Annotated in this window: 21 protein-coding genes; 16 read left to right on the top strand and 5 right to left on the bottom strand. The window is 69.5% G+C overall.

Annotated features, from left to right (window positions below; genetic code table 11):
* Nucleotides 1-114 precede the first annotated feature (114 nt).
* Nucleotides 115-924, bottom strand: a complete 810-nt coding sequence (locus tag ATK30_RS20935; protein ID WP_208637383.1) for a spermidine synthase — start codon at nt 922-924, stop codon at nt 115-117.
* Between the two features lie 87 nt (nt 925-1,011).
* Here ATK30_RS20935 and ATK30_RS20940 point away from each other — a divergent pair, with 87 nt between their 5' ends.
* Nucleotides 1,012-3,054 (top strand): DNA polymerase III subunit gamma and tau, encoded by a 2,043-nt coding sequence (locus ATK30_RS20940; RefSeq protein ID WP_101437044.1) that lies wholly within the window; start codon nt 1,012-1,014, stop codon nt 3,052-3,054.
* A gap of 55 nt (nt 3,055-3,109) precedes the next feature.
* Here the strand turns inward: ATK30_RS20940 and ATK30_RS20945 are convergent, their stop codons facing one another.
* The gene (locus ATK30_RS20945; protein WP_101437045.1) at nt 3,110-6,256 is read right to left on the bottom strand and encodes a TIM-barrel domain-containing protein; all 3,147 of its coding nucleotides are present in this window, start codon (nt 6,254-6,256) and stop codon (nt 3,110-3,112) included.
* A gap of 105 nt (nt 6,257-6,361) precedes the next feature.
* Nucleotides 6,362-7,180 (bottom strand): N-acetylmuramoyl-L-alanine amidase, encoded by an 819-nt coding sequence (locus ATK30_RS20950; RefSeq protein ID WP_101440966.1) that lies wholly within the window; start codon nt 7,178-7,180, stop codon nt 6,362-6,364.
* Nucleotides 7,181-7,319: 139 nt separating this feature from the next.
* Between ATK30_RS20950 and ATK30_RS20955 the strand changes: the two genes are divergently transcribed.
* Together ATK30_RS20955 and recR are read left to right on the top strand one after the other, a co-directional pair.
* Nucleotides 7,320-7,676, top strand: coding sequence for a YbaB/EbfC family nucleoid-associated protein (locus tag ATK30_RS20955; RefSeq protein WP_009084583.1), 357 nt, complete (start codon nt 7,320-7,322; stop codon nt 7,674-7,676).
* 3 nt (nt 7,677-7,679) lie between these two features.
* The gene (gene recR, locus ATK30_RS20960; protein WP_037808499.1) at nt 7,680-8,276 is read left to right on the top strand and encodes a recombination mediator RecR; all 597 of its coding nucleotides are present in this window, start codon (nt 7,680-7,682) and stop codon (nt 8,274-8,276) included.
* Nucleotides 8,277-8,353: 77 nt separating this feature from the next.
* On the opposite strand, the gene ATK30_RS20965 is transcribed toward recR, so the two are convergent.
* Entirely contained in the window at nt 8,354-9,451 is a 1,098-nt protein-coding gene (locus ATK30_RS20965) for a UDP-N-acetylglucosamine 2-epimerase (RefSeq protein WP_101437046.1), read from the bottom strand.
* Nucleotides 9,452-9,562: 111 nt separating this feature from the next.
* On the opposite strand from ATK30_RS20965, the gene ATK30_RS20970 reads away from it, so the two are divergent.
* The 11 genes from ATK30_RS20970 (at nt 9,563) to ATK30_RS21025 (ending at nt 21,894) form a co-directional block, all read left to right on the top strand.
* Entirely contained in the window at nt 9,563-10,582 is a 1,020-nt protein-coding gene (locus ATK30_RS20970) for a glycosyltransferase family 2 protein (RefSeq protein WP_101437047.1), read from the top strand.
* Nucleotides 10,579-11,883, top strand: a complete 1,305-nt coding sequence (locus ATK30_RS20975) for a hypothetical protein (RefSeq protein WP_101437048.1) — start codon at nt 10,579-10,581, stop codon at nt 11,881-11,883. Before ATK30_RS20970 ends, ATK30_RS20975 begins: the two co-directional genes overlap by 4 nt.
* 83 nt (nt 11,884-11,966) lie before the next feature.
* Nucleotides 11,967-13,913 (top strand): DUF6541 family protein, encoded by a 1,947-nt coding sequence (locus ATK30_RS20980; protein WP_101440967.1) that lies wholly within the window; start codon nt 11,967-11,969, stop codon nt 13,911-13,913.
* Between the two features lie 60 nt (nt 13,914-13,973).
* Complete coding sequence (locus tag ATK30_RS20985) at nt 13,974-14,678, top strand: glycosyltransferase family 2 protein (protein ID WP_101440968.1); 705 nt, start codon at nt 13,974-13,976, stop codon at nt 14,676-14,678.
* Nucleotides 14,679-14,687: 9 nt separating this feature from the next.
* On the top strand, nt 14,688-15,125 hold the full coding sequence (locus ATK30_RS20990) for a DUF2304 domain-containing protein (RefSeq protein WP_101437049.1): 438 nt from the start codon (nt 14,688-14,690) through the stop codon (nt 15,123-15,125).
* Between the two features lie 44 nt (nt 15,126-15,169).
* Nucleotides 15,170-15,646, top strand: a complete 477-nt coding sequence (locus ATK30_RS20995) for a uridine kinase family protein (RefSeq protein WP_244194681.1) — start codon at nt 15,170-15,172, stop codon at nt 15,644-15,646.
* A gap of 426 nt (nt 15,647-16,072) precedes the next feature.
* A complete protein-coding gene (locus tag ATK30_RS21005; RefSeq protein WP_167441965.1) occupies nt 16,073-17,764 on the top strand; it encodes an ABC transporter substrate-binding protein in 1,692 nt (563 codons plus the stop codon).
* A gap of 87 nt (nt 17,765-17,851) precedes the next feature.
* Nucleotides 17,852-18,853, top strand: a complete 1,002-nt coding sequence (locus ATK30_RS21010; RefSeq protein ID WP_101437051.1) for an ABC transporter permease — start codon at nt 17,852-17,854, stop codon at nt 18,851-18,853.
* Nucleotides 18,850-19,785: an ABC transporter permease gene (locus ATK30_RS21015; protein WP_101437052.1), complete on the top strand. Its 936-nt coding sequence runs from the start codon at nt 18,850-18,852 to the stop codon at nt 19,783-19,785. Before ATK30_RS21010 ends, ATK30_RS21015 begins: the two co-directional genes overlap by 4 nt.
* Before the next feature lie 4 nt (nt 19,786-19,789).
* Nucleotides 19,790-20,785 (top strand): ABC transporter ATP-binding protein, encoded by a 996-nt coding sequence (locus ATK30_RS21020; protein ID WP_101437053.1) that lies wholly within the window; start codon nt 19,790-19,792, stop codon nt 20,783-20,785.
* The gene (locus ATK30_RS21025) at nt 20,782-21,894 is read left to right on the top strand and encodes an ABC transporter ATP-binding protein (RefSeq protein WP_101437054.1); all 1,113 of its coding nucleotides are present in this window, start codon (nt 20,782-20,784) and stop codon (nt 21,892-21,894) included. The genes ATK30_RS21020 and ATK30_RS21025 overlap by 4 nt, the downstream gene beginning before the upstream one ends.
* Nucleotides 21,895-21,944: 50 nt before the next feature.
* Here ATK30_RS21025 and ATK30_RS21030 read toward each other — a convergent pair whose 3' ends face one another.
* Nucleotides 21,945-22,367: a YybH family protein gene (locus ATK30_RS21030; protein ID WP_167441966.1), complete on the bottom strand. Its 423-nt coding sequence runs from the start codon at nt 22,365-22,367 to the stop codon at nt 21,945-21,947.
* A 103-nt stretch (nt 22,368-22,470) separates the two neighbouring features.
* On the opposite strand from ATK30_RS21030, the gene ATK30_RS21035 reads away from it, so the two are divergent.
* Both ATK30_RS21035 and ATK30_RS21040 read left to right on the top strand, forming a co-directional pair.
* Nucleotides 22,471-22,851, top strand: a complete 381-nt coding sequence (locus tag ATK30_RS21035; protein WP_101437056.1) for a YciI family protein — start codon at nt 22,471-22,473, stop codon at nt 22,849-22,851.
* Nucleotides 22,848-24,044: an RNA polymerase sigma factor gene (locus tag ATK30_RS21040; RefSeq protein ID WP_101437057.1), complete on the top strand. Its 1,197-nt coding sequence runs from the start codon at nt 22,848-22,850 to the stop codon at nt 24,042-24,044. Before ATK30_RS21035 ends, ATK30_RS21040 begins: the two co-directional genes overlap by 4 nt.
* Nucleotides 24,045-24,131: the final 87 nt, after the last annotated feature.

Below are 24,131 nucleotides of genomic sequence, written 5' to 3' on the forward strand. Positions count from 1 at the left end.
CGAAAAGCAGGCGGCACGGACCGCAGCCAATCTGCTCGCAGTGACCTTTCCGCCGTGGCTGTCGTCGGATTGGCGACGAATGGCACAGTATGTCCTGACCTCAGAAAACTGATCTCAGAAGAGGCCGAGCACGTCGTCCGGCGGCGTCGGCGAGGGCAGCTCTTCCGCGTCGAAGACCGGCGCGGCCTTTCCCCGAAGCTGACGCAGCTCAGCGCCGTGCACCACCCGTGCCGGATACGGCGAGGACGCCGCCCGCCGAGTCAACTCCGCGGTCGGCAGTTCGAGCCGCGACGCGGCCAGCACGAGATTGCCGAACCGGCGTCCGCGCAGCACGCTGGGCTCGGCCAGCAGCACGACGTGCGGAAACACCTCCGCCAGCGTCGCGAGGAACCGGCGGGCGAACGGCAGGCCGGGCCCGTCGGAGATGTTCGCCAGCATCGTGGCTCCCGGCCGCAGCACGCGGGCGACGTCCGTCACGAATTCGACGGTCGCCAGGCCGCCGGCCAGCGTCGCGCGCTCGAAGGCGTCGAGCACGAGCAAATCCGCCGATGCGTCGTGGCGGCTGCGCACCCCCGCGCGACCGTCCTCGATCCGCACCCGCAGCTTCGGGACGCTGCGCAGGTCAAGCTGTTCGCGGACCAGGTCGATCAGCGGCTCGTCGGCGTCGAACACCAGCTGCCGTGAACCCGGTCGCGTCGCGGCGACGTAGCGCGGCAGGGAACAGCCCGCGCCGCCGACGTGCAGCGCGTCGAGCGGTCCGGGCGGCAGGAAGTCGACCAGGTCGCCGAGCCGGCGCACGTAGTCGAACTCCAGGTTCGTCGGGTCGTCCAGATCGACGTAGGACTGCGCCACCCCGTCCACCGAAAGCATCCACGCGTTGGGCCGGTCGGCGTCGCGCAGCAGTTCGGCGGTCCCGAACCGCACTGGGTAAGCACCCGGTCGCGGGCCGCTCGGCGCACGGCCGCGACCGGAACGGGAGGGGCTCACCGTGCTCACTGTAGTCTCGGGCTCGTGGCTCTCGCGCTGTACCGGAAGTACCGTCCGGCGACCTTCGCCGAGGTCGTCGGCCAGGAGCATGTGACCGAACCGCTGCGCACGGCGCTGGCCGCCGGGCGCATCAACCACGCGTACCTGTTCTCCGGGCCGCGCGGCTGCGGGAAGACGTCGAGCGCGCGGATCATGGCGCGCTCGCTCAACTGCGCCAAAGGCCCGACCCCGGATCCGTGCGGCGAATGCAACTCGTGCCGCGCGCTCGCGCCGGAAGGCCCCGGCAGCGTCGACGTCACCGAACTCGACGCGGCCAGCCACGGCGGCGTGGACGACGCGCGCGAACTGCGGGACAAGGCGTTCTACGCGCCCGCCGAATCGCGCTACCGCGTGTTCATCATCGACGAGGCGCACATGGTCACCACGCAGGGCTTCAACGCCCTGCTGAAGATCGTCGAAGAACCGCCCGAGCACCTGATCTTCATCTTCGCCACCACCGAGCCGGACAAGGTGCTCACCACCATCCGCTCGCGCACGCACCACTACCCGTTCCGGCTGATCCCGCCGAGTTCGATGCGGGAACTGCTGGAGCGCAACGTCGCCGCCGAGGGCGCGACGGTCGAACCGGCGGTGTATCCGCTGGTGATCCGCGCGGGCGGCGGTTCGGCTCGCGACACCCAGTCGGTGCTGGACCAGCTGCTCGCCGGGGCCGGTCCGGAAGGCGTCACGTATCCGCGGGCGGTCGCGCTGCTGGGCGTCACGGACACCGCGCTGATCGACGCGGTGATCGACGGGCTCGCGAACGACAACCCGGCCGAAGTGTTCGGCACCGTCGAGAAACTCGCCGACGCCGGACACGACCCGCGCCGCTTCGCCACCGACCTCCTCGACCGGTTGCGCGACCTGCTGCTGATGCGCGCGGTCCCGGACGCGGGCGAACGCGGGCTGGTCGCCGCGCCGGACGACGAGCTGAAGCGGATGGCCGAGCAGGCCGAGAAGCTCGGCCCGGCCACGTTGTCCCGCTATGCCGACATCGTCCACAGTGGACTTCTCGAGATGCGCGGCGCGACGTCGCCGCGGCTCGTGCTCGAACTGCTCTGCGCGCGAATGCTGCTGCCGTCGGTCACCGAGGCGGAGAAAGCCTTGCTGGCGCGGATCGAACGGCTCGAGCGGCGCCCCGCTGGCGCTCCCGCTCCGGCTGGTCCCGCGGCTGGTTCCGCACCGGCCACCGCACCTGCTCCGGCTGCTTCCGCTGTCCCTGCGGAGGCTCCGACGCGGTTCCAGCGGCCTTCGCAGCGTCCGGCCCAGGAAGCTCCCGCCGCACCGGCCCGTCCGGCGGCGGACGAACCGGCGCGTCCGGCTCGCCCGGAGGTCAGCCGTCCGGCAGCAGCCGAGCCGCCTGCTCCAGCTGCTGCCGCACCCGCTCCGGAGCCTTCCCCCGCCCCGGCCGCGGAGGAAGCCCCGGCGGCGGGCGGGATCGACGCGGCCGCGCTGCGCGAGAAATGGCCGCAACTGCTGGCGTCGCTGCGGAAATTCACCGGCGGTCGCGCACTCGAAGCCATGCTCACGCAGGCGACGGTCGCCGAGGTCGACGGTTCGGCGGTCACGCTGACGCACAAGTCCGAACCGCTCGCCCGGCGGCTGAGCGACCAGGGCAACGCGAGCAAGATCGCGGCCGGGCTGAGCGAGGTGCTCGGCGGCGAATGGCAGGTCCGCTGCGTGCACGGCGCGGCCCCGGCCGCCGCCCCGGCGCGGCAGGCTCCCCGGCAGCAGGCGGCGGCCCCGGCTCCGGAACGGTCGTTCACGCGTCCGTCCGCGGCCGCGCAGGCTCCGGCAGCCGCAGCGCCTCCGCCGAAGCCCGCGCCGGAAGCGCCGAGCCGTCCGCGCGTCACGACGAGCGAACCGGACATCCCGCTCCCGCCCGAGCCCACGGACGAGGACGACGACATCTACTCCGAGGACTCCAGCCCGGTCCCGCCGCCTCCGCCGCCGCCCGCGGAGGAGGACCCGGAGCAGATCGCGCGCAAGCTGTTGTCCGACCACCTCGGCGCACGCCCGCTGGACTAGCGACGTCGTGAGTGTTGATCACGGTTCCAGCCGCGATCAACACTCACGACGCTGCCTACCGCACGAGCCGCACGGTCAGCGGATGCTGCGTCGGCGGCGTCTGCACGGTTACCGTCCGGGTCGCGGCGTCCCAGGTCCAGTTTCCGCTCCGCCGGCCGTCCACGTACACCGCGGACGGCGAGGTGGCGTTGGTGAACCGGACGGTCCAGGCTCGCTGCGTGGCACCGATCGCGAGCATCGCTGACTGGGGATTTTCCGTGTAGCGCAAGGCAGTCGTGGTGCTCTTCGCGGACGGAGACTGCCCGTCGTCCTCGTAGAGGGTGAACGCGCCGTCGTGGCCGCCAGCCACCGTGACGGTCGCGGCGGTCTGCGGATCATGCGCGTCGCCGGAGACGTTTCCGCCGCGGGTGACCATGATTCCGCCCGAACGCATGAACACCGGCATCGTGTCCAGGCCCGTGGTGATCTGCGCGGTGGTGCCGCCGCGGTAGGTCTTGCCGGTGAAGTAGTCCGTCCAGTCGTTGCCCGGCGGGAACCAGACGCTCGTGGTCGCCGTGGCGCCCGGGCTGGTCGCGGGAGCCACGAGGACGTCCGGGCCGTACAGGTATTCCCCGCCGGCCTGGGCGTACGCCTCCTGCTGGTCCGGATATTGCAGGTACAGCGGCCGCACGAGCGGCATTCCCGTCGCGGTGGCCTGCTGTGCGAGCGTGTAGGTGTACGGCACGAGATTCTCGCGCAGGTTCAGGAATTTCGTCGCTGACGCGTCCGCGGCGGCTCCGTATTGCCAGGGCAACCGGTCGCTGTGGTTGGAGTGCAACCGGTCGATCGGCTGGAACGTACCGAGCTGCACCCAGCGCGCGTACAGATCGTCCGGCAGCTTCGTGCTCCCGGGTTCCGTACCCGGTTGCTGCAACCCGCCGGTGTGGCCGCCGATGTCGTGGCTTACCGACGCCAGTCCGGTCGCCGCGGATTCACCAGGGGTGTAGCCGACTTCGAAGGCCAGCGTTGCCCAGTCGGAAATGGTGTCTCCGGTGAAGTGCAGCGTGGTGCGCTTGTCCGCCCACGGTCCGGTCGGCACCGCAGTCGGCGAGCTGTATCCACCGGCTTGCAGCGAGCCGTACGCGCGGGAGAACGCGAAGCCGCGACCGCCGCGCTGAGCCGCGTCGTCGGCGTACTGCTGGTTGATCCACGCGTCCGGGGTGACGCCGGCCAGGCTCGATTTCGAGCTGTCACAACACCAATCGAGCCACCAGACGTCGTTGCCCTGCTGTTCCATCGTCCGGTGCAGGTCGAAATAGGCCCGCAGCTGGTCGGGGTCGCCGAAATCGAAGACGTAGCAGTCTTGTCCGCAACTGGGCTGCAGTTTGCCCTTCGCGGTGGCCTGCGCGGCCGGGAACTGCGGGTCGTCGGCGCGGATGCTCGGATGGATGTTCAGCGTGGTGTGCAGGCCCTGGTCGTGTGCCCACTGGAAGAACGCCTTCGGGTCGGGGAAGCGGGTCGGATCGATTTCCCACCCGTTCCACCGGTCCGGCGATTTGAAGTCGGTGTCGACGACGAGCATGTCGAGCGGCACCTGCTGCGAACGGAACTTCGGCACGATCGTCTGCTGGAAGTCGGCGGCCGTGCGGTCGTAATACTCGGAATACCAGACGCCGTAGGCCCATCGGGGCAGCAGCAGCGACGGTCCGGTCAGCTGGGCCAGTTCACTCAGCGCGCGGCCGTAGTCCTGGCCGTAGGCGAAGACGTATCCGTCCTGGTAGCTCTCGCTGCTGGGCCGTTGGGTGACGACCTTCGTGCTCGGGTCGTACAGCGCCGAAGCGGTGTCGTCGAGCAGGGACCAGCCGTCCTGGTAAAGGATCCCGGGCGCGGAGACCGCACTTCCGTCTACGCCGTCGAGACCGCGTCGGTAACCGCCAAGCGGTGCGTGCGGGGCGAGCAGCACCGAATGCGCGGCGGTGACAGCAACGGTGTCGAGGTTGACGTGGCAATTCGAGTCCGGGCAGGACAGCGTGACGGTGTTGGTGCCAGCCTTGAGTTTCACCGGGATCGCGGTGGTGCGCCACGAATTCCAGCTGCTGGTCGACGGCAGGGTCAGGTTCGTCGAGGTGTCACCGGCTTGGAGCGTCAACGAGGTCGGCTGGGTTTGGCCGGAGACGGCGGTCGCGTCGGAGTAGCGCAGCTGCAGATCGTAGGCGCCATCGGCGGGAACGCCGGTTATCGTCAACGCGTCGGCCGCGCCGGGACGCTCCATCCCTGCCAGGAAAGCCTTGCCGGAATGGCCGTCGTGGTCGCTGGCCGGGTGCGCGCCGCCGGACAGCGCGCCCTGCTCGGCCTCGCAGAGGACACCGAACGCGCACGTCGTCGGCGCTGGCGGCACCGGCTGTGGGTACGCGGCCCCGGGGTTGACCACGGCGAGGCTGTCGATGTTGACGTTGCCCGAGTCGGAGGTGCCGTGCTTGACGGTCACCTGGTGCTGCCCCGCGGGCAGGCTGATCGGCACGGTCGCGAGGGCCCAGGTGTCCCAGTCGCCGGTGGCCGGCAGCGAGATGGTGCGTGCGTTGGCGCCGTCCACGAGAACGCTGAGCGTGCGGGTCGTGTGCTGTCCGTCGCCGCCGGTGCCGTTGGCGTAGCGCAGGTCCAGCTGGTAATCGCCGGAAGCGGTGGTCCGGAAGGCCAGGCTGTCGCCGGGGTTGATGAAGCCCGCCGCGAAACCGTCGCCGGTGTAGCCCCGGTGGTCGCTGGCCACGCCTGGGCCGTTGAGCTGCAGTTGTTCGGCCTCGCAGAGGGTGCCGAGCGCGCAGACCGGAGTCAGCTTGCCCGCCCACGGCCGCGCGGTGACGTCCTGGCCGCCGGTACGCAGCTGGACGGTGAGGTTGTCGTCGGAGAACGCGCCCGAGTCGAGCTTGTAGCGCAGCTGGACGGCGCTGGTCCGGATGGTCAGCCAGCCGTCGCGTTTTGTTGCGGTGTAAGGCGTTTTAGGGAAACTGCCGCGGCCGACCGCGTTGAACGTGCCGGCGTCGACGAACTTGGCGTCCCCCGCGTATTCGGTGCGGATGAGCGTCGGCGACAGGACTTCGAACCGCGCTTGCCCGGCGGTCACGGCCTGTGGAGCGGCCTCGGCGACTCCCGTCGACACGAGGGTTCCAGCCATCGCGGTCACGGCCAGCAGCCGTACCAGTCTTCCTCGGAGCGAAGTTGCCACCGGCGCCTCCTCGACAGGTTTCCAGCGACGGTAGGTCGGAACCGATCAAGGGTGAAGACGGTGTCCGGTGTTCTGTCCGCTCAGTAGCCCTTTCGGCTCCCTGCGTCAGGAGCCGGCCAAGTACGCTTCGATCGCCTTCGCGATGGCCTGCGCGTAGTGCGCCCGGCCCGCCGCCGACGACATCTGGCTGGCCTCGTCGGCGTTGCGCATGTTGCCGCATTCGACGAGCACGGCCGGCCGGGTCGACAGGTTGAGCCCGGCCAGGTCGTTCCGCGGCGAAAGACCCGCCGAGCCGATGTAGGTGGAGGTCGCGAAGCCGTCATCGTGCATTCCGTCGCGCATGGTGCGAGCCAGCTTCAGCGACGGCTCTCCCTGCGCCGCGTTCAACGGCGGTGCCGAATACGCGACGTGGAAGCCGTGCGCGGTCGGCGAAGTGGAGCCGTCGGCGTGGATCGACACCACCGCGTCGGCGTTCGCGTCGTTGCCGATCCGTGCGCGCTCGTCGACGCACGGGCCGACGCCGGAGTCGTTCTGCCGCGTGTAGACGACCTTGATTCCCTTGGCCGCCAACGCGTTCCCGACCTCCTGCGCGACCGCGAAGGTGAACGCGTGCTCGGTGTACCCGGCGTTGGTCGACGTGCCGGTGGTGTTGCACGGCTTCGTCTGCCCGCGTCCGGCGGGAACCTTCCGGTTGATCTCGTCGGGGTGTGCCGCGTTGCCGCCGTTGTGCCCGGGGTCGAGCACCACGACCTTGCCCGAGCCGACCGGCGGCAGCGCGGAAGACGAAGGCGGGCTCGAGGGCGAGGACGGCGGCTGCGGGCTGGAAGACGACGGGCTCGGCGTCGCGGAGCTGGCCGAGGACGTCGGCGCAGCGGCCGGTGACGGAGGCGTCTGGACGCCGCCGGAACACGCTGTGAGCAGCATCAGGCCGGTCAGCAGCGGGAGTGTCTTCGCTCGCACGCGACCACGGTGCCACAGCACACGCGTGCCGCCAGGACGGACGCGCCGGGTGCGCGGCTACGCTGGGGAGGAACACCCAAACGCGGAAGGACCGAGTGCGATCATGGTGCAACCCGGCGGCGGCGGCTTCGACCTGTCGCAGATCATGCAGCAGGCCCAGCAGATGCAGCAGAAGCTGGTGGAGGCCCAGGAGGAACTCGCCAGCACCGAGGTCACCGGCACCGCGGGCGGCGGCCTGGTCACCGCGACGGTGTCCGGCGACAGCCAGCTGAAGAGCCTCGTCATCGACCCGAAGGTGGTCGACCCGGACGACGTCGAAACCCTGGCCGACCTGGTGGTCGCCGCGGTGCGCGACGCGTCGGCGAGCGCGCAGAAGCTCACCGAACAGAAGCTGGGCCCGCTGGCGGGCGGCCTCGGCGGCGGCATGCCGGACCTCGGCAGCCTCGGCTTCGGCGGCTGACACTTGTACGAGGGTGTCGTCCAGGACCTGATCGACGAACTGGGGCGGTTGCCCGGCGTCGGTCCGAAGAGTGCCCAGCGCATCGCGTTCCACCTGCTGGCCGCCGACCCCGCGGACATCGCGCGGCTGCAGGACGTGCTCGGCAAGGTCAAGGAAGGCGTGCAGTTCTGCGAGATCTGCGGCAACGTCTCGGAGCAGGAAACCTGCCGCATCTGCCGCGACGAACGCCGCGACCTCACGGTGATCTGCGTGGTCGAGGAGCCGAAGGACGTGCTGGCGGTCGAGCGGACCCGCGAGTTCAAAGGCCGCTACCACGTACTGGGCGGCGCCCTGGACCCGCTGTCCGGGATCGGCCCGGAGCAGTTGCGGATGCGCGAGCTGCTGAAGCGCATCGGCGAGGCGGACGTCCGCGAGATCATCATCGCGACGGACCCGAACACCGAGGGCGAGGCGACGGCGACGTACCTGGTGCGGATGCTGCGCGATTTCCCGGGGCTTTCGGTGACGCGGCTGGCGTCCGGATTGCCGATGGGCGGGGACCTGGAGTTCGCGGACGAATTGACCCTAGGCCGAGCGCTGTCCGGCCGCCGAGCGTTGTAAATCCGTCGTCCTCAACGCCGACGCGATCCGAAAGCGGGATCGCGTCGGCTTGACGGCGATCCCGCCCGCGTCAAACTTCAGCAGTAACCCAGCTGTGCCAACGAGTTCACCACGATGTCCGACGGGTGGTATTTGTCCATCCAGGACTCCCCGCGGCGATGCTGGTACGTGTCCAGGAATTCCCGCAGCCGGTCCCCGCGCATTTCGGTCAGGATGACGTTCTCGCCGATTCCCACGTGCCGTTCGGTGCGGGCCCGGTGGACCGCGCACGGCAGGCCCAGGTAGCCGCATTCCTCCTGCAACCCGCCGGAATCCGTGACCACGTACTCGGCTCGCGCGACCAGCGGCAGGAACTTCAGGTACCGCATTTTCGGCTGCGCGACGAACTTGTCGTCGAACAGATTGTCCAGGCCCAGCGCCCGGATCTTCTCCCGCTCCGGCGCGCCGGCCATGTACAGGATCGGCATCTTGCGGCTCTGCTCGCGCAGGATTTCCAGCACCTCGCGGTATTTGTCCGCGCGCGACACCAGTTCGAAGCGGTGCAGCGTCGCCAGGCCGAACTTCTCCGGCAGGCCCGGCACGTCCAGCGGCTGGTCGACGACCTGGCGCATCGAGTCGATCGCCGTGTTCGCTTCGGTGTTCACCACGACGCCGCGGGCGTTGCGAAGGTTGTGCACCTCGCGCTCGCTCGGCGAGAAGTGGAGGTCCACGAGTTTCCCGGCGATTTTGCGGTTCAGTTCCTCCGGCAGCGGCGACAGGATGCTGCCCGACCGCGTGCCCGCCTCGATGTGCCCCACGCGGGCCTTCAGGATCTTCTTGCCGAGCAACGCCCCGTACGGCGTGGTGAACGTGTCGCCGTGCACCAGCACCAGCGGCGGGCGGCCGTCCGCGGTCAGCCGGGCGCGGAGTTCGGCGCGGCGGCTCCAGGCGGTGCGCATGACCTGCGCGGCCCAGCCGGGCACCTGCGCGGGCGATTCGAGGTTGTGCGCCCGTTCCCGCGGCACGAACCACAGCGCGGGTTCCGGCAGCCGCAAATCCGAGAGCACGTCCGCGACCTCGTCCACGTGCTGCGCGGTGAACCAGATCTCCGGTTTCGCGCCGCGCTCGGCGACGCGGTGGAACACCGGCGCGATTTTGATCAGTTCCGCGGTGGTGCCGACAACGAACGAAATCACCGTGGATTACCCCATCTCCGGGCCGGCCGCAGCCGGGTGAACAGCAGATCAACGACGAGGGCCGGGATGCTGTGCGCTCCGTCCCGGCCGGTACAGGGTAGCCTCGCCGGGGTGAGTGCGATTCCGCCCCTCCCGTCGCTCAGCGTCGTGATTCCGGTCTACAACGAGCAGGACTGGATCGACCGCAGCGTCGGCGCGCTCATCGCCTCGGCCGAGGCGGCACGGTGGCCGGTGGAAATCCTCGTCGTGGACGACGGGAGCACCGACGGCACGCCCGCCCGGCTCGCCCAGTTGCGCGACCAGCACGGCATCACCGTGCTGAGCCAGGCCAACAGCGGCCGGTTCGAGGCCCGCCGGACCGGGTTGGCGAAGGCGTCCGGAGAATGGGTGCTGCTGCTGGACAGCCGCGTGATCGTGGACGTCGGCAGCCTCGGTTTCCTGCGCGACCAGCTGACCGGCCACCCCGAACGCACGGCCTGGAACGGCCACATCACCGTCGCGTCCGAGAACAATCCCTACGCCGGTTTCATGGCCGGGCTCGTCGCGTTCTCGTGGCGCAAGTACTTCGCGAATCCGAAGCTGACGTCGTTCGGCATCGAGGAATTCGACCTGTACCCGAAGGGCACCGGATTTTTCTGCGCCCGCCGCGATCTGCTCGACGGATCCGTCGCCGCTTTCGCCTCGCTGTTCGACGACGTCCGGCTGGCCAGCGACGACACCCGCATGCTGCGCTGGATCGCCGAACGCGCGCGCTTTCACCTGTCCCCGCAGTTCTCCGGGACCTACCACGGCCGCGATTCGCTCGAGAAGTTCTGGGCGCAGTCGTTCTTCCGCGGCACCACGTACGTGGATTCCTACCTCGGTTCCCCCGGTCCGGCGCGCACCGCGCTGTTCGGCGCGCTCGCGGTCGGCGCGGTCGGCGCCGGGCTGGCCGTGAAGAAGCCGAAAACGACTGCCGCGCTCGGGATCGCCGGGTCGGCGGCGGCCGCCGCGGCGGTCAAGAAGTGCGGGGCCAGCACCGCCGAGGCGCGTGCGGTCGGCACCTTGCTGCCGGTGTTCGCGGCCGGGTTCGGCGCGGGCGTGTTCCGCGGTTTGTACCTCGCCTCGCGCGCCCGGCTGCGGCGCCGATGAGCGTGGCGGACACCGGCGCGACGGCCAACGGGGTCGTCCGGGACACCCATCGCACCGCGGGCAAGCTCGGCGGTTCGCTGATCGCGGCGATCATCCTCGGCTACGTCCTCACCGTCGCCTGCGCGCGGCTGCTGCCCCCGGACCAGTACGCCACCTTCCTCACGTTCTGGGGCCTCCTGATGGGGCTCGGCAGTGCGTTGTCCCCGCTGGAGCAGGAGCTCTCCCGGCAGTCCGCGACGGCCGCGCTGACCGGCGGCGTCGCGGGCCGCGGCGCGCTGCGCGCGGTGGTCGTGTCCGCGGCGGCCGCGGCGGCGTTCGGGCTGGCGCTGCTCATCCCGCCGATCAACGACCGGCTGTTCCACGGCACCGGGGAACTCGCGCTGGTGGTGCTGGCCGGCGGGGTCGCGTTCGCCTGCCAGTTCGGCGTCCGCGGCCTGCTGATCGGCCAGCACCAGGTCAAGCACTTCGCCGGGCTGATCGTCGCCGAACCCGCGGTCCGCGCGCTGGTGCTGGGCCTGCTGGTGATCGCCACCGCCTACCGGCTGGTGCCGCTGGCGCTGGCGGTCGCGGCCGGATCGTTCGCCTGGCTGCTGTTCATCCGCCAGGCGCGGCGGCTGCTGGACGTCCGCGCGCCCGGCGACGGCTGGGCGGTCACCAGCCGCCGGATGCTCATGCTGCTGCTCGGAGCCGCCCTCACCGCGAGCGTCATCACCGGCTACCCCGCGCTGGTCGGCCTGCTCGCCCCCGGCGGCGACCGGGACCGGCTCGGCGCGGTGTTCGCCGCGCTGGTCATCGCACGGCTGCCGCTGACGCTGGTCGCGCCGGTGCAGTCGCTTGCCGTGCCCTTCGTGGTGCGGCTTTCCGCCACCGCGGACGGCAGGCTCCGGTTGCGCCGGGTGTTGCTGCTGGGCACCTTCGCCGCGCTCGCCCTGGCCGCGCTCGGCGCGCTGGTCGGCATGCTGATCGGCCCGTGGGCGGTGCAGTTCGTCAACGGCCCCAAGTACCACGTGGACGGCTGGGCGGTCGCCGGGCTCGTGTGGTCCTCGGTGCTGCTGGTGCCGATGCAGTTGCTCACCGCCGTGCTGGTGGCGCGCGCCCAGGCCAACCGGGTGTTGATCACCTGGGCGGTGGTCGCGGTCACCGCTTCGGTGCTGCTGCTCGCCGTTCCGGGCGACACCGTGGTGCGCGCCGTCGTTTCGCTCGCCGTCGCGCCGATGGCCGGGCTCGCCGTCGTGCTGGGATTCGTACTCGCCAATTCTCCCGCGGAAGCAACCTCCGACACGGGTGAAGCGTGTTCTTAGCGTCGCAGTAGTGTGAGTTCCGAGCCGCCGGTTCCCGGTGCGCGTCGGATGGCGAAAGCCAATCAGGGTTGGATTCGAATTCGATGAACGTTCTTCTGGTGCTGCTCGCATTCTGGGTGCCCGGGCTCGTCTTCGGAGCAGCTATCCGGTTGCGCGGGTGGACGCTCGCCGCGGCGGCGCCGTTGCTGACGTTCGGGGTCGTCGCGCTCGGCGTCCCGGTGCTGGGCGGCCTCGGCATCCGCTGGTCGCTGCTCAACGTCGCGCTGTGGACGCTGGTGCTCGCCGTCGTCGGCTTCGGGCTGGCGTTCGCGGTGCTGCGGCTGCGTGCTCGCAGGCACCCGGACTGGGCGGGCGAGGACCTGGAGAAGCTGCCGCTGCGCGACCACCTCGTGATGGCGGCGGGCGTCGTCGCCGCAGTGGGCGTGGGCGCGGTCACCTTCCTGCGCGGCGCCAACGGAATCAACACCGTGCACCAGGGCTGGGACGCGCCGTTCCACGGCAATCTGGTCCGCTGGATCGCTGAACACGGCGACGCCCGGCCGTCCACTGTGGGCACTATCGCCAACCTGCCGAACCAGTCGAACTATTTCTACCCGGACACGTATCACGCCCTGCTCGCCCTGGTTTTCGGCAAGGGCGGGCTGACCATGATGCCCACGCTGAACCTGGCCGCGCTGGCGGTGATTTTCACCCTGCCGTTCGGAATCGCCGCGCTGTGCCGGGTGTGGGGCATGCCCGCGCTCGGCACCGCCGCGGCGGCCGCGGTCAGCACGTGGTTCAGCGCGTTCCCGTACGACTCGTTGTGGCGCGGGCCGTTGTGGCCCTACGTCGCCGGCGTCGCGTTGATTCCGGCGATGCTCGCGCTGAGCCGTTATTTGCTGAAGCCGAACGGCATTGCCGGCCCGGTCGCGATCGGCGTCGGCGTGGCCGGGTTGTGCGGTCTGCACACCAGCGTCGTGTTCGTGGTCGTTGTTTATTTCCTGCTCATTCTGGTCGCCGTTCTCTGCCGTTTCGAGAAGATCGAATGGCGGCGCAGCCTGCCCTCGCTGATCGCGACCGGCGTACTGGCGATCGCGCTCGGCGTGCCGCTGGTGCTGCCCTCGCTGTACAACGCCGGCGGGGTGACGAGCGCGTACTGGGCGCCGGAGACCACGCTCGCCGGCGGCTTCGGCCAGACGATCACGTTCTCTCCGATGTCGGACTTCCCGCAGTGGTGGATCGGCGTGCCCGCGTTCGCCGGGCTCGTCCTGCTGGTGCGGCACCGGCGGATGCTGTGGCTGGTCGGCGCGTATGTGCTGTTCGGCGGCCTCTTCATGCTGACGGTGTCCATCAACTCGCCGCTCATGCAGACGCTGACCAGCCTCTTCTACAACGACCACTGGCGGATCGCCGCGCTGGTGCCGCTGGCGGGCGCGGTCGCGTTCGGAGAGTTCGCGCACACCGCGGCCGCCTGGTTCGTGCGGAAGGCGCAGCCGAGGGTCAAGCTCGCGCCGGCCACGCTCGGCGTGGTCGCGGTCGTCCTGCTCGGGCTGGTGTGCGGTGGCCTGAGCAAGGGCGGCTACATCGGCCGCAACGCGACTCGGATGGCCGTCACTTACCGGGACGGGCCGACTGTCTCCACCGCCGAGGAAGCCGCCTTCGCCTGGCTCGGCCAGCACACCGCGCCGGGCGAACGGGTGATGAACAACCGGGCCGACGGTTCGGCGTGGATGTACGCGCTGGCCGGGGTTCAGCCGGTCGAGTGGACTTTCTACGGCGCCGGGGCGGACACCAAGGCCGCCTACCTGAGCGCGTGGGTCGACGACATCGACAAGTACCAGCAGGTCCGGGCGGACCTCACCGATCTGCGGGTGCGCTATCTCATCCAGGGCAACGGGAAGGCCGCGGAGAACGCGATCGAGTCCGCCGGCGTGGCGCGGGTCCGGCCCGGACCGCAGTTCCGCGTCGTGTTCCACAACGAGGGCGCGACGATTTACGAGATCGCCGGACAGTCCGGCGTGGCCGGGCCTACCACAGCGAACGGTCAGTGAGCGGTTAAGGTGACTGCCGTGTCCAGCACATCCGTGAGCACCCGCCAAGTGCTTATCGTGATGCCCGCGCTCAATGAGCAAGACAGCATTTCCGCGGTGCTCGCCCAGGTCAAGCAGTCGCTGCCGAGCGCGGACGTGCTGGTGGTCGACGACGGTTCGACCGACCGCACCGCCGAACTCGCCCGCGCCGCCGGCGTCCGGGTGGCCCGGCTGTCGGTGAACCTGGGCGTGGGCGGCGCGATGCGCACCGGTTTCCGGTACGCCGCCGCGCGCGGCTACGACGCCGTCGTCCAGGTCGACGCCGACGGCCAGCACGACCCGGACGAGGTCGGCGCCCTGTTGCAGCTGCTTGACGAGGGCGCGGACATCGCGATCGGCTCCCGGTTCGCCGGCAAGGGCGCCTACCGCGCGGTCGGGCCGCGCAAGTACGCGATGGTCGTGCTGGCACTGGTGTTCAGCCGGCTGTCCGGCAGCAAGCTCACCGACGTCACCTCCGGGTTCAAGGCGATGGGCCCGCGTGCGATCCGCCTGTTCGCCGGCTACTACCCGGCCGAGTACCTCGGCGACACGATCGAGGCGCTGGTGATGGCGATCCGGGCGAATCTGTCCATTCGGGAGACCCCCGTGGTCATGCGCGAACGGGCGGGCGGCACGCCGAGCCATTCTCCGGTGAAGTCCGCGGTGTACCTGGGCCGGGCGGGGCTCGCCCTGCTGCTCGCGCTCGTGCGCCGCCGTCCGTCCGTTGACTCGTCCGACGCGGCGTAGGGAGGCTCCATGGCAGGCTGGCAGGTACTGAGCATTGTCATCGCGGCGCTGGTGCTGCTCGTCGTCGTCGAGATGATGCGGCGGCGCAAGCTGCGCGAGAAGTACGCCGGCATCTGGCTCCTGGTGGCCATCGGCGTGGTGGTGCTCGCGGTGGTCCCGCCGGTCGCGGAGTTCCTGGCGCATCTCACCGGGGTCGCGACCCCGTCGAACTTCGTCTTCTTCCTGTCCGGAGTGGTCCTCGCGCTGGTCGCGCTGCAGCTCTCGACCGAGGTCGGGCACCTCGAGGAAGAGGTGCGGACCTCGGTCGAGGAGACCGCGTTGCTGCGCTGCGAATTGGAAGACACCCAGCGCGCCCTCGAAGCGCGCATCGCCGAACTGGAGAAGCGCACGTCCCCACCGGACAATGTGGACGGCCTGCCCGAAGCGAGCCCGGCACGCGTTCCCTGATCTCCGCACTGCTCGCCGCTCCGCCCCGGCTCGGCGGCGTCCGGGTGCTCGCCGTCGACGGTCCGTCCGGGGCCGGGAAATCGACCCTCGCCGCCGAGACGGTCGAAGCTCTGGGCTCGCGCGCCGCGTTGGTCAGCACAGACGCCTTCGCCACCTGGGACGATCCCGTCGCGTGGTGGCCGCGGCTGGAGGAGGGTGTGCTGACGCCGCTGGCACAGGGACGGCCCGGCGAGTATCGCCGGATGGACTGGACCTCCGGGACTCCGCGTCCCGGAGAACTGGTGCGCGTCGAGGTTCCCGAGGTTCTGGTGCTGGAAGGCGTGTCGAGCGGACGCCGGGCGCTGCGGCCCCGGCTGTCGCTGCTGTGCTGGATCGAGGGCGGCACCGAAGCCGAACGGTTGTCCAGGGCGGTCGCCCGGGACGGCGAGGCGGCGCGCGGCGAACTGCGCCGCTGGCAGTTGTTCGAGCGCGGCTGGTTCGCGGTCGACGGGACGCGCGAGGCCGCCGACCAGCTGGTCTGAACAACCGGAATCCTGGCTCGACCTCGGTTTGCGGCGGGCGAAAGCGGCTATTGCACGGAATGCGCGAGCCCTGGAAACTCGAGTGCATTCGGGCCGTTTAGGCAGTCTTCGCGGGCAACTCCGGCGGCCCCGCGGCGGGATTCCGGAACATCCACGGCACCCGGAACGGCCAACCGGCCGGTTAGGCCAACCGGGTGAGCAAACCACCACTCTTCGTACCAAACCGGCAGATTTCGCTACGCAGAGCGCACAATTGCCGACACGTTGCGGTCAATTTGGGGCTTACGTAGCGCGATCGTAACCTCACGTGCTTAAGCGGAGGCCGAGTTCCCGCTAGTGTCACCGAACACACCGATCGCACTGGTCTTCCCGAACTGACCGCCGACGGTGAATTTCGATACACCGAACATTCCCAAGGGGTGCCAGATGCAGCAATTGCGGCTGACCCGAACACGCCGGGCAGCTCTGATCGGGCTCGCGGGCGCGCTCGCGGTCTCGCTGTCCGCGTGTGCGGAATCGAAGCGCGACGAGGCCGGAGGAGGTGGATCCGGAGGCACCATGGTCTTCGGCAACACCGGCAACCCGAAGATGTTCGACCCGATCTTCAACGACGAGGGCGAAACGTTCCGGATCACCCGGCAGATGCTGGACACGCTGATCCAGAACAAGCCGGGCACCGCCGAGCTGGCCCCGTCGCTCGCCACGAAGTGGACGCCGAGCAACGACGGCAAGACCTGGACCTTCGACCTCAAGCAGGGCGTGAAGTTCAGCGACGGCACCGCGTTCGACGCGAAGGCCGTCTGTTTCAACTTCGATCGCTGGTACAACATGAAGGGCGCCACCGCCCAGAGCCAGATGATCTACTACGGCGACGTCTTCGAGGGCTTCGCGCACAACGAGGGCACCACCAAGGGCGAGCCGGTCTACAAGAGCTGCGAGGCGAAGGACGACCACACCGCCGTCCTGAACCTGAACCGCGCGAAGGGCGCCTTCCCGGCCGCGTTCACGCTGCCGTCGTTCGCCATCCAGAGCCCGACCGCGCTGCAGAAGTACAACGCGGACAAGGTCACCGGCTCCGGCACGTCGATCACGTATCCGGAGTACGGCTACAAGCACCCGACCGGGACCGGCCCGTTCAAGTTCGAGAGCTGGGACCAGGGCAACGGCCAGATCACCTTGGTGCGCAACGACACCAGCACGATGCCGCAGCCGGCGAAGCTCGACAAGCTCGTGTTCAAGGTGATCCCGGACGAGAACGCCCGCAAGCAGGCGCTCAAGGCCGGTGACATCAACGGCTACGACTTCCCGGCCCCCTCGGACTACGGGCTGCTGCGCAACGACGGCGAGCAGGTGCTGATCCGCCCGTCGTTCAACGTGCTCTACCTGGGCATCAACCAGGCCGGTCCCAACGGCGCGAAGCTGCAGGACCCCAGGGTCCGCCAGGCGCTGGCGTACGGCATCAACCGCGAGCAGTTCGTGCGCTCGAAGCTGGCCGAGGGTTCCGAGGTCGCGACCGAGTTCGTGCCGAAGGCGATCTCCGGCTACACCGACGACGTCACCAAGTACCCGTACGACCCGACCAAGGCCAAGCAGTTGCTGAAGGACGCCGGCGCCGAGGGCATGACGCTGAAGTTCTACTACCCGACCGAGGTCACCCGGCCCTACATGCCGAACCCGGCCGACACCTACACCGCGATCTCCGAGGACCTGAAGGCCATCGGCATCAACGTGCAGCCGGTCGCCGAGTCGTGGAACGGCGGGTACAAGGACGACGTGCAGCAGAACGGCAAGCAGGACATCCACCTGCTCGGCTGGACCGGTGACTACAACGACGCGGGCAACTTCGTCGGCACGTTCTTCGGCCGCCCGAAGCCGGAGTTCGGCCTCACCGACCAGAACAACCAGGGCATCTTCAAGGCGCTCGCCGACGCGGACGCTGCGCCGGCCGGCGACGCCCACACCAAGGCGTACCAGGAAGCCAACAAGAAGATCATGGACTACCTGCCCGCCATCCCGATCGCCTACCCGACGCCGGCGATCGTGGTCGGCCCGAAGATCAAGGGCGTGGTGGCCAGCCCGCTCACCGACGAACGCTTCGACAACGTCACGATCGGCTGACGTGCTCCACTGAGCAGCCAGGCCAAGGGCAGGTGCTACCGCGCCTGCCCTTGGCCTCGTTCCCGGGCTGTACACAAAGGACTACTCGTGCTCCGTTTTCTCGTGCGTCGGCTGCTACAAGCGATCCCGACGCTGCTCATCCTGTCCATCCTGGTGTTCGCCTGGTTGCGTTCCCTCCCCGGCGGGCCCGCGTCCGCTCTGCTCGGGGACAAGGCGACCCCGGAAAAACTGGCGAACCTGAACCACGTGCTGGGTCTCGACCAGCCGATTTTCGTGCAGTACTTCAAATTCCTCGGCCGCGCGGTCACCGGTGACTTCGGCACCTCGCTCGTGTCGTCCCGTCCGGTGATGTCGGAGATCAGCACGTTCCTTCCGGCCACCATCGAACTGGGCGTCTCGGCGATGATCGTCGCCGTGGTGTTCGGGATCTCGTTCGGCTACCTCGCCGCCCGGTTCCGCGGCCAGATCGTCGACAACGTCATCATCGTGCTGACCCTGGTCGGCGTCGCGGTGCCGATCTTCTTCCTCGGCTACATGATGCAGGACCTGCTGTCCACGCCGCTGGGGTTGCCGTCGCAAGGCAGGCAGGCCCCCGGCATCGACGCCACGGTCGTCACGCATTTCGCCGTTCTCGACGGAATGATGACCGGGGAATGGGACGCGGTCTGGGACGCGATCAAGCACCTCATTCTTCCCGCGCTCGCGCTCGCCACCATTCCGCTCGCGGTGATCACCCGGATCACCCGCGCGTCGGTGCTCGACGTGTTCAACGAGGACTTCATCCGCACCGCGAACTCGAAGGGCCTCACCCAGCCCGTGGTCCGCCAGCGGCACGTGCTGCGCAACGCACTGCTGCCGGTGATCACCACGATCGGCCTGCAGACCGGCGCGCTGCTCGGCGGCGCCGTGCTGACCGAGCGAGTGTTCAACTTCCGCGGCCTCGGATTCCTTCTCGCCGAAGGGATCGACAAGCGGGACTACCCGCGGCTGCAGGCGCTGCTGCTTCTCGGGGCACTGGTCTACGTGCTCGTGAACATGCTCGTGGATATTTCCTACGGGCTCATCGACCCGAGGGTGCGTGTGCGGTGAACACTCTGCTGAACAAGAAGAAAGAGCCGATCGACAAGCTCGCCGCGGCGTCGGCGGGCGGGCGGAGCCTCGGCGCCGAGGCGCTGCGCCGGATGGTGCGCAGCCCGGTGGCGATCGTCGGCGGCGTGATCACCCTGCTGTTCCTGCTGCTGGCGATTTTCGCGCCGTTCCTCGCGCCGAAGGACCCCCAGGTCCGGTATCTGCAGGACAAGGTCATCCTCGGCCGCGGCATCATCCCGGGTGCCCAGCCCGGTTTCCCGCTAGGCGTCGACGATTTCGGCCGCGACTTCCTGTCCCGGCTGCTCATCGGCGCACAGCAGACCCTGTTGGTCGGCGTGCTCGCCACGGTGATCGGCGTGCTGCTCGGCGCGCTCATCGGCGGGCTCGCGGGCGCGTTCGGCGGCTGGGTCGACACCGTCCTCATGCGACTGGTCGACGTGCTGCTGGCGTTTCCCTCGCTGCTGCTGGCGATTTCGATCGCGGCGCTGTTCGCGAAGCCGAGCCAGTGGACGGTGATCATCGCGGTGTCGATCATCGGCGTGCCGATTTTCGCCCGGCTGCTGCGCGGTTCGATGCTCGCCCAGCGCGAGGCGGACCACGTGCTGGCGGCGACGTCGCTCGGCGTGAAGCGGACGACGATCGTGTTCCGGCACATGCTGCCGAACTCGCTCGGCCCGGTGATCGTGCAGGCGACGCTGACCCTCGCGACCGCGATCCTGGAGGCCGCGGCGCTGTCGTTCCTCGGCCTCGGCGACCCGGACCCGACCCGCGCGGAGTGGGGATTGATGCTGGGCAACGCTTCCCAGCACTTCCTCGACATCCGGCCCGAGCTGGCGTACTACCCGGCGATCGCGATCATCATCGTGGCGCTCGGGTTCACGCTGCTCGGCGAGTCCCTCCGCGAAGCCCTCGACCCGAAGAACCGGCGGTGACCCCGTGGCACTTCTCGAAGTCCGCGACCTGAAGGTCGTGTTCCAGCGCCGCGGCGAGCGTCCGTTCACCGCGGTCGACGGCGTGAGTTTCGACGTCGAACCCGGCCAGACGGTCGGTCTGGTCGGCGAATCCGGCTGCGGCAAGTCGGTGACCTCGCTCGCGATCATGCGGCTGCTCGCCAAGCGCGGCAACACCGTCAGCGGTTCGGTGCGGTTCGAGGGCACCGATCTGCTGACCCTGTCCGACCGCGAAATGCGCGACCGGCGCGGCCGCGATCTCGGCATGGTGTTCCAGGATCCGCTGTCCTCGCTGAACCCGGTCATACCGATCGGGCTGCAGATCACCGAGGTGCTGGAGCGCCACCGCGACATGCCGCGCAAGAAGGCGCGGGTCGAAGCGGCGGAACTGCTCGACAAGGTCGGCATTCCCGACCCGGCGCGGCGGCTTTCCGAATACCCGCACCAGCTTTCCGGCGGGATGCGCCAGCGCGCGCTGATCGCGATCGCGCTGGCGTGCCGTCCCCGGCTGCTCATCGCGGATGAGCCGACCACCGCGCTCGACGTGACGATCCAGGCGCAGATCCTCGCGCTGCTGCGGGAACTGGTGCAGGACACCGGAACCGCGCTGGTGATGATCACGCACGACCTCGGCGTCGTCGCCGGGCTCTGCGACGAGGTCAACGTGCTTTACGGCGGCCGGATCGTGGAGCGCCAGGAGCGGCATTCGCTGTTCGCGCAGCCGCGGCATCCGTACACGCACGGCCTGCTGGCCTCGATCCCGCGGCTCGACGAGGGCCGCGGCGAGAAGCTGGTGCCGATCCGCGGTTCGGTGGCCGACAACATCCCGTGGGCCGGCGGGTGCGCGTTCGCGCCGCGCTGCCCGAACGCGATCCAGGCCTGCCTGGAGGATTCGCCGGAGCTCGTTCCCGACCGGAACGGCTTGCTGCGCTGCCACAACCCGGTGGAACCCGCCGTGGCGGCAGGAGGAGGAACCCGATGACGGTGGCGAACACCGACGAGGTGCTGCTCGAGGTCACCGGCCTCAAGGTGCACTTCCCGATCAAACGCGGCATCGTCGTGGACCGCACCGTGGGCCACGTGTACGCGGTGGACGGGGTCGACCTGTCGATCCGCCGCGGCGAAACCTACGGCCTGGTCGGCGAATCCGGCTGCGGCAAGTCGACGCTCGGCCGCGCGATCCTGCGGCTCAACGAGCCGACCGACGGCAAGGTCGTGTTCGACGGCACCGACGTCGCCCAGCTCAAGGGCGAGCAGCTGCGCAAGGCGCGGCGGCGGATGCAGATGGTGTTCCAGGACCCGATGTCGAGCCTGGACCCGCGCCAGTCGGTCGAGTCGATCCTCGTCGAGGGCATGCGCGCGCACGGGCTGGACAAGGACAAGGAATCGACCGCGACCCGGCTGCGCGAGCTGCTGAGCGCGGTCGGCCTTCCGGAGACCTCGCTGCGGAAGTACCCGCACGAGTTCTCCGGCGGCCAGCGCCAGCGCATCGGCATCGCGCGGGCGCTGTCGGTGGAGCCGGACCTGATCGTCGCGGACGAACCCGTGTCGGCGTTGGACGTTTCGGTGCAGGCGCAGGTCGTGAACCTGCTGGAGGATCTGCAGGAAGAGCTCGGTCTCACCTACGTGGTGATCGCGCACGACCTCGCGGTGGTCCGGCACATCTCCGACCGGATCGGCGTGATGTACCTCGGCGCGCTGGTCGAGGAGACGACGTCGGAGGAGCTGTACCAGAACCCGCTGCACCCGTACACGAAGGCGCTGCTGTCGGCGATCCCGGTGCCGGACCCGGTCGTGGAGGACAGCCGCGAGCAGATCCTGCTCGCCGGCGACCTTCCGTCGCCGGCCAATCCGCCGTCGGGCTGCCGGTTCCACACGCGGTGCCCGTGGAAGCAGGAAAGCCTGTGCACCACGGATCGTCCGCAGCTGCGCGAGATCGGCGACGGGCACCGGGTGGCCTGCCACTACGCGGAGGACATCCGCGACGGGCGGATCCAGCCGCACCAGGTCGAGGTGGAACTGGTCGACGCCGGGGCGCTGAACCCGGACCTCGGCCCGCCGGACGTCGGTTCGGCCGCTGAGATCCTCTGACCGCCGGTGAAGGGCTCCTCGAAGGAATTCGAGGAGCCCTTCACCGTTTTTCAGGGCTGGAGGTCGACGGCGGCGCGGAACGAACCGTCCATGTGAAACGGCGTCGAGTTGTGCTCGTGCGCGATCAGCCAGCCGTTTCCGCTGCGCCGCAAGGCAAATGTGCTGCGGAACCAGAGGGCGAACGATTCGCTTTCGCCCCGCGGCGTCGCGGTCAGCTTCGCCAGCGCCGCGACCACCGCCAGATCGCCGGACACGGTGATCTCCTCGTCGTGGTACGTGTAGGAGATCGGTCCGTCGAAGGTGCTGAACCACTGCGCGACGTAGTCCTCGGACGCGCCGGTCGTGCGCAGCGGCGGCGCGAGATCGAACTTGACCGCCTTCTCCGCGTAGCTCGCGACGACCCGCCGGGCGTCCTTCGCGTGCATCGCCGCGGTGCGCTCGGCCAGCAGATCGCGGATCTCGTTCTCGGACATTTTGTGTTCTCCTTTTTCCGGAAGCGGTGTTCGTCCGGGACGTCGAAGCCGTCCGCTCGGTTTCGACATCAGGAGTGGAAGAAACTTTTCGAGGAGGCTCCCGATGAAGTATCTGGTCCTGATCTACGGCAACCCCGCGTCGCGCGCGGCCTGGGCGGGGATGAACGACGAGCAGAAGGCCGCGGGCCTGCGCGCCTACCAGCGGTTGCACGAGGAGCTGGACGGTACCGGCGAGCGGATCGTGTCCGAACGGCTGGCCGCGCCGGAGCTGACGAAGCAGGTCAACGTGACCGCGGACGGCGTGAGCACCACCGACGGCCCGTTCGCCGAGATCAAGGAACAGCTCGCCGGGTTCTACCTGCTGGAATGCGATTCGGAGGCCCGTGCGCTGGAGATCGCCGCGCGGATCCCGGAGGCCCCGTTCGCGAAGATCGAGGTGCGGCCCGTGATGGGGCTGACCGGCGACGTGGACTTCGAGCTGTGATCGACAGCCTCCTGCGCGACCTCATCCCGCAGGTGCTGACCGCGCTCGTCCGCCGCTACGGCGATTTCGGCAAATGCGAGGACGCCGTGCAGGAGGCCCTGCTCGCCGCCGCCGTGCAGTGGCCGAAGGACGGGGTCCCGGACAATCCGAAGGCCTGGCTCATCACGACCGCCTCGCGCCGGCGGATCGAGATGTGGCGCAACGAAGCCGCGCGGATCCGTCGTGAGGAGACGGTGGCCGCGCTGGAACCGCCGCCGTTCGAACTCGTGCCGCAGCAGGACGACACCCTCACGCTGCTGTTGCTCTGCTGCCATCCCGCGTTGACCCGCCCGTCGCAAGTGGCTCTCACCTTGCGCGCTGTCGGCGGCCTGACCACGGCCGAAATCGCGCGCGCGTACCTGGTCCCGGAGCCGACGATCGGCCAGCGGATCAGCCGCGCGAAACAGAAACTGCGCGGTGCGGAATTCGCCCTTCCGCCGCGGGAGGAGCTCCCGGAACGCGTGGCCGCGGTATTGCAGGTGCTGTATCTGGTGTTCACCGAAGGCCACACCGCCAGCTCTGGCAGCGCGGTGAACCGCGTCGAACTGACCGCCGAGGCCATCCGGCTCGCCCGGCAACTGCGTGCTCTGCTGCCCGCTGACGGCGAGGTCGCCGGACTGCTCGCCCTCATGCTGCTCACCGACGCTCGCCGCCCGGCCCGCACCGGCCGTGACGGTGTTCCGGTGCCGCTGGCCGAACAAGACCGCTCGCTCTGGGACGCGTCCGCGATCGCCGAAGGCAGCGCGCTCATCGAGCACGCGCTGGCGACCACGCCGGTGGGCCCGTACCAACTGCAGGCCGCGATCGCCGCTGTGCACGCCGAAGCCCCGACCGCCGACGCCACCGACTGGCCGCAGATCCTGATGCTGTACGACCTCCTGCGGCAGATCGCCCCCGGCCCGATGGTCAGCCTCAACCGCCTGGTCGCGCTCGCCCGCGTCGAGGGCCCGGCGGTCGCTCTCGCCGAATTGGACGCGATCGAGCATCTGGACCACTACCGGGCCGACGTCGTCCGTGCCCATCTCCTCGAGCTGTCCGGCGACCCGCGAGGCGCTCGCGACAGCTACGTCCGCGCGGCTCAGCGCACCTTGAGCCTGCCGGAACGGGAGTACTTCGAATCGCGTGCTTTGCGTGTTATGCCGGAAAAACCCTGAAAAACCCGGCCGGAAGACGGACCCCACTCCCGACTCCAGGCTGACGCGAGAGACCTCGCCAGCTGGGTACCCTGCGGAGACCAGGCA

Origin of the sequence: Amycolatopsis echigonensis, from assembly GCF_002846615.1 — a bacterium.
GTDB classification, from domain to species: Bacteria; Actinomycetota; Actinomycetes; order Mycobacteriales; family Pseudonocardiaceae; genus Amycolatopsis; species Amycolatopsis echigonensis.

What these genes read in the sequence shown, in the direction of transcription:
- ATK30_RS20950 (WP_101440966.1), bottom strand. Translation starts at nt 7,180, where the DNA reads ATGCTGCTCACAGCGTGTTCCGGCGGCGTCCAGACGCCTCCGTCACCG.
- ATK30_RS20955 (WP_009084583.1), top strand. Translation starts at nt 7,320, where the DNA reads ATGGTGCAACCCGGCGGCGGCGGCTTCGACCTGTCGCAGATCATGCAG.
- ATK30_RS20975 (WP_101437048.1), top strand. Translation starts at nt 10,579, where the DNA reads ATGAGCGTGGCGGACACCGGCGCGACGGCCAACGGGGTCGTCCGGGAC.
- ATK30_RS20980 (WP_101440967.1), top strand. Translation starts at nt 11,967, where the DNA reads ATGAACGTTCTTCTGGTGCTGCTCGCATTCTGGGTGCCCGGGCTCGTC.
- ATK30_RS20985 (WP_101440968.1), top strand. Translation starts at nt 13,974, where the DNA reads ATGCCCGCGCTCAATGAGCAAGACAGCATTTCCGCGGTGCTCGCCCAG.
- ATK30_RS20990 (WP_101437049.1), top strand. Translation starts at nt 14,688, where the DNA reads ATGGCAGGCTGGCAGGTACTGAGCATTGTCATCGCGGCGCTGGTGCTG.
- ATK30_RS21005 (WP_167441965.1), top strand. Translation starts at nt 16,073, where the DNA reads ATGCAGCAATTGCGGCTGACCCGAACACGCCGGGCAGCTCTGATCGGG.
- ATK30_RS21025 (WP_101437054.1), top strand. Translation starts at nt 20,782, where the DNA reads ATGACGGTGGCGAACACCGACGAGGTGCTGCTCGAGGTCACCGGCCTC.
- ATK30_RS21030 (WP_167441966.1), bottom strand. Translation starts at nt 22,367, where the DNA reads ATGTCCGAGAACGAGATCCGCGATCTGCTGGCCGAGCGCACCGCGGCG.
- ATK30_RS21035 (WP_101437056.1), top strand. Translation starts at nt 22,471, where the DNA reads ATGAAGTATCTGGTCCTGATCTACGGCAACCCCGCGTCGCGCGCGGCC.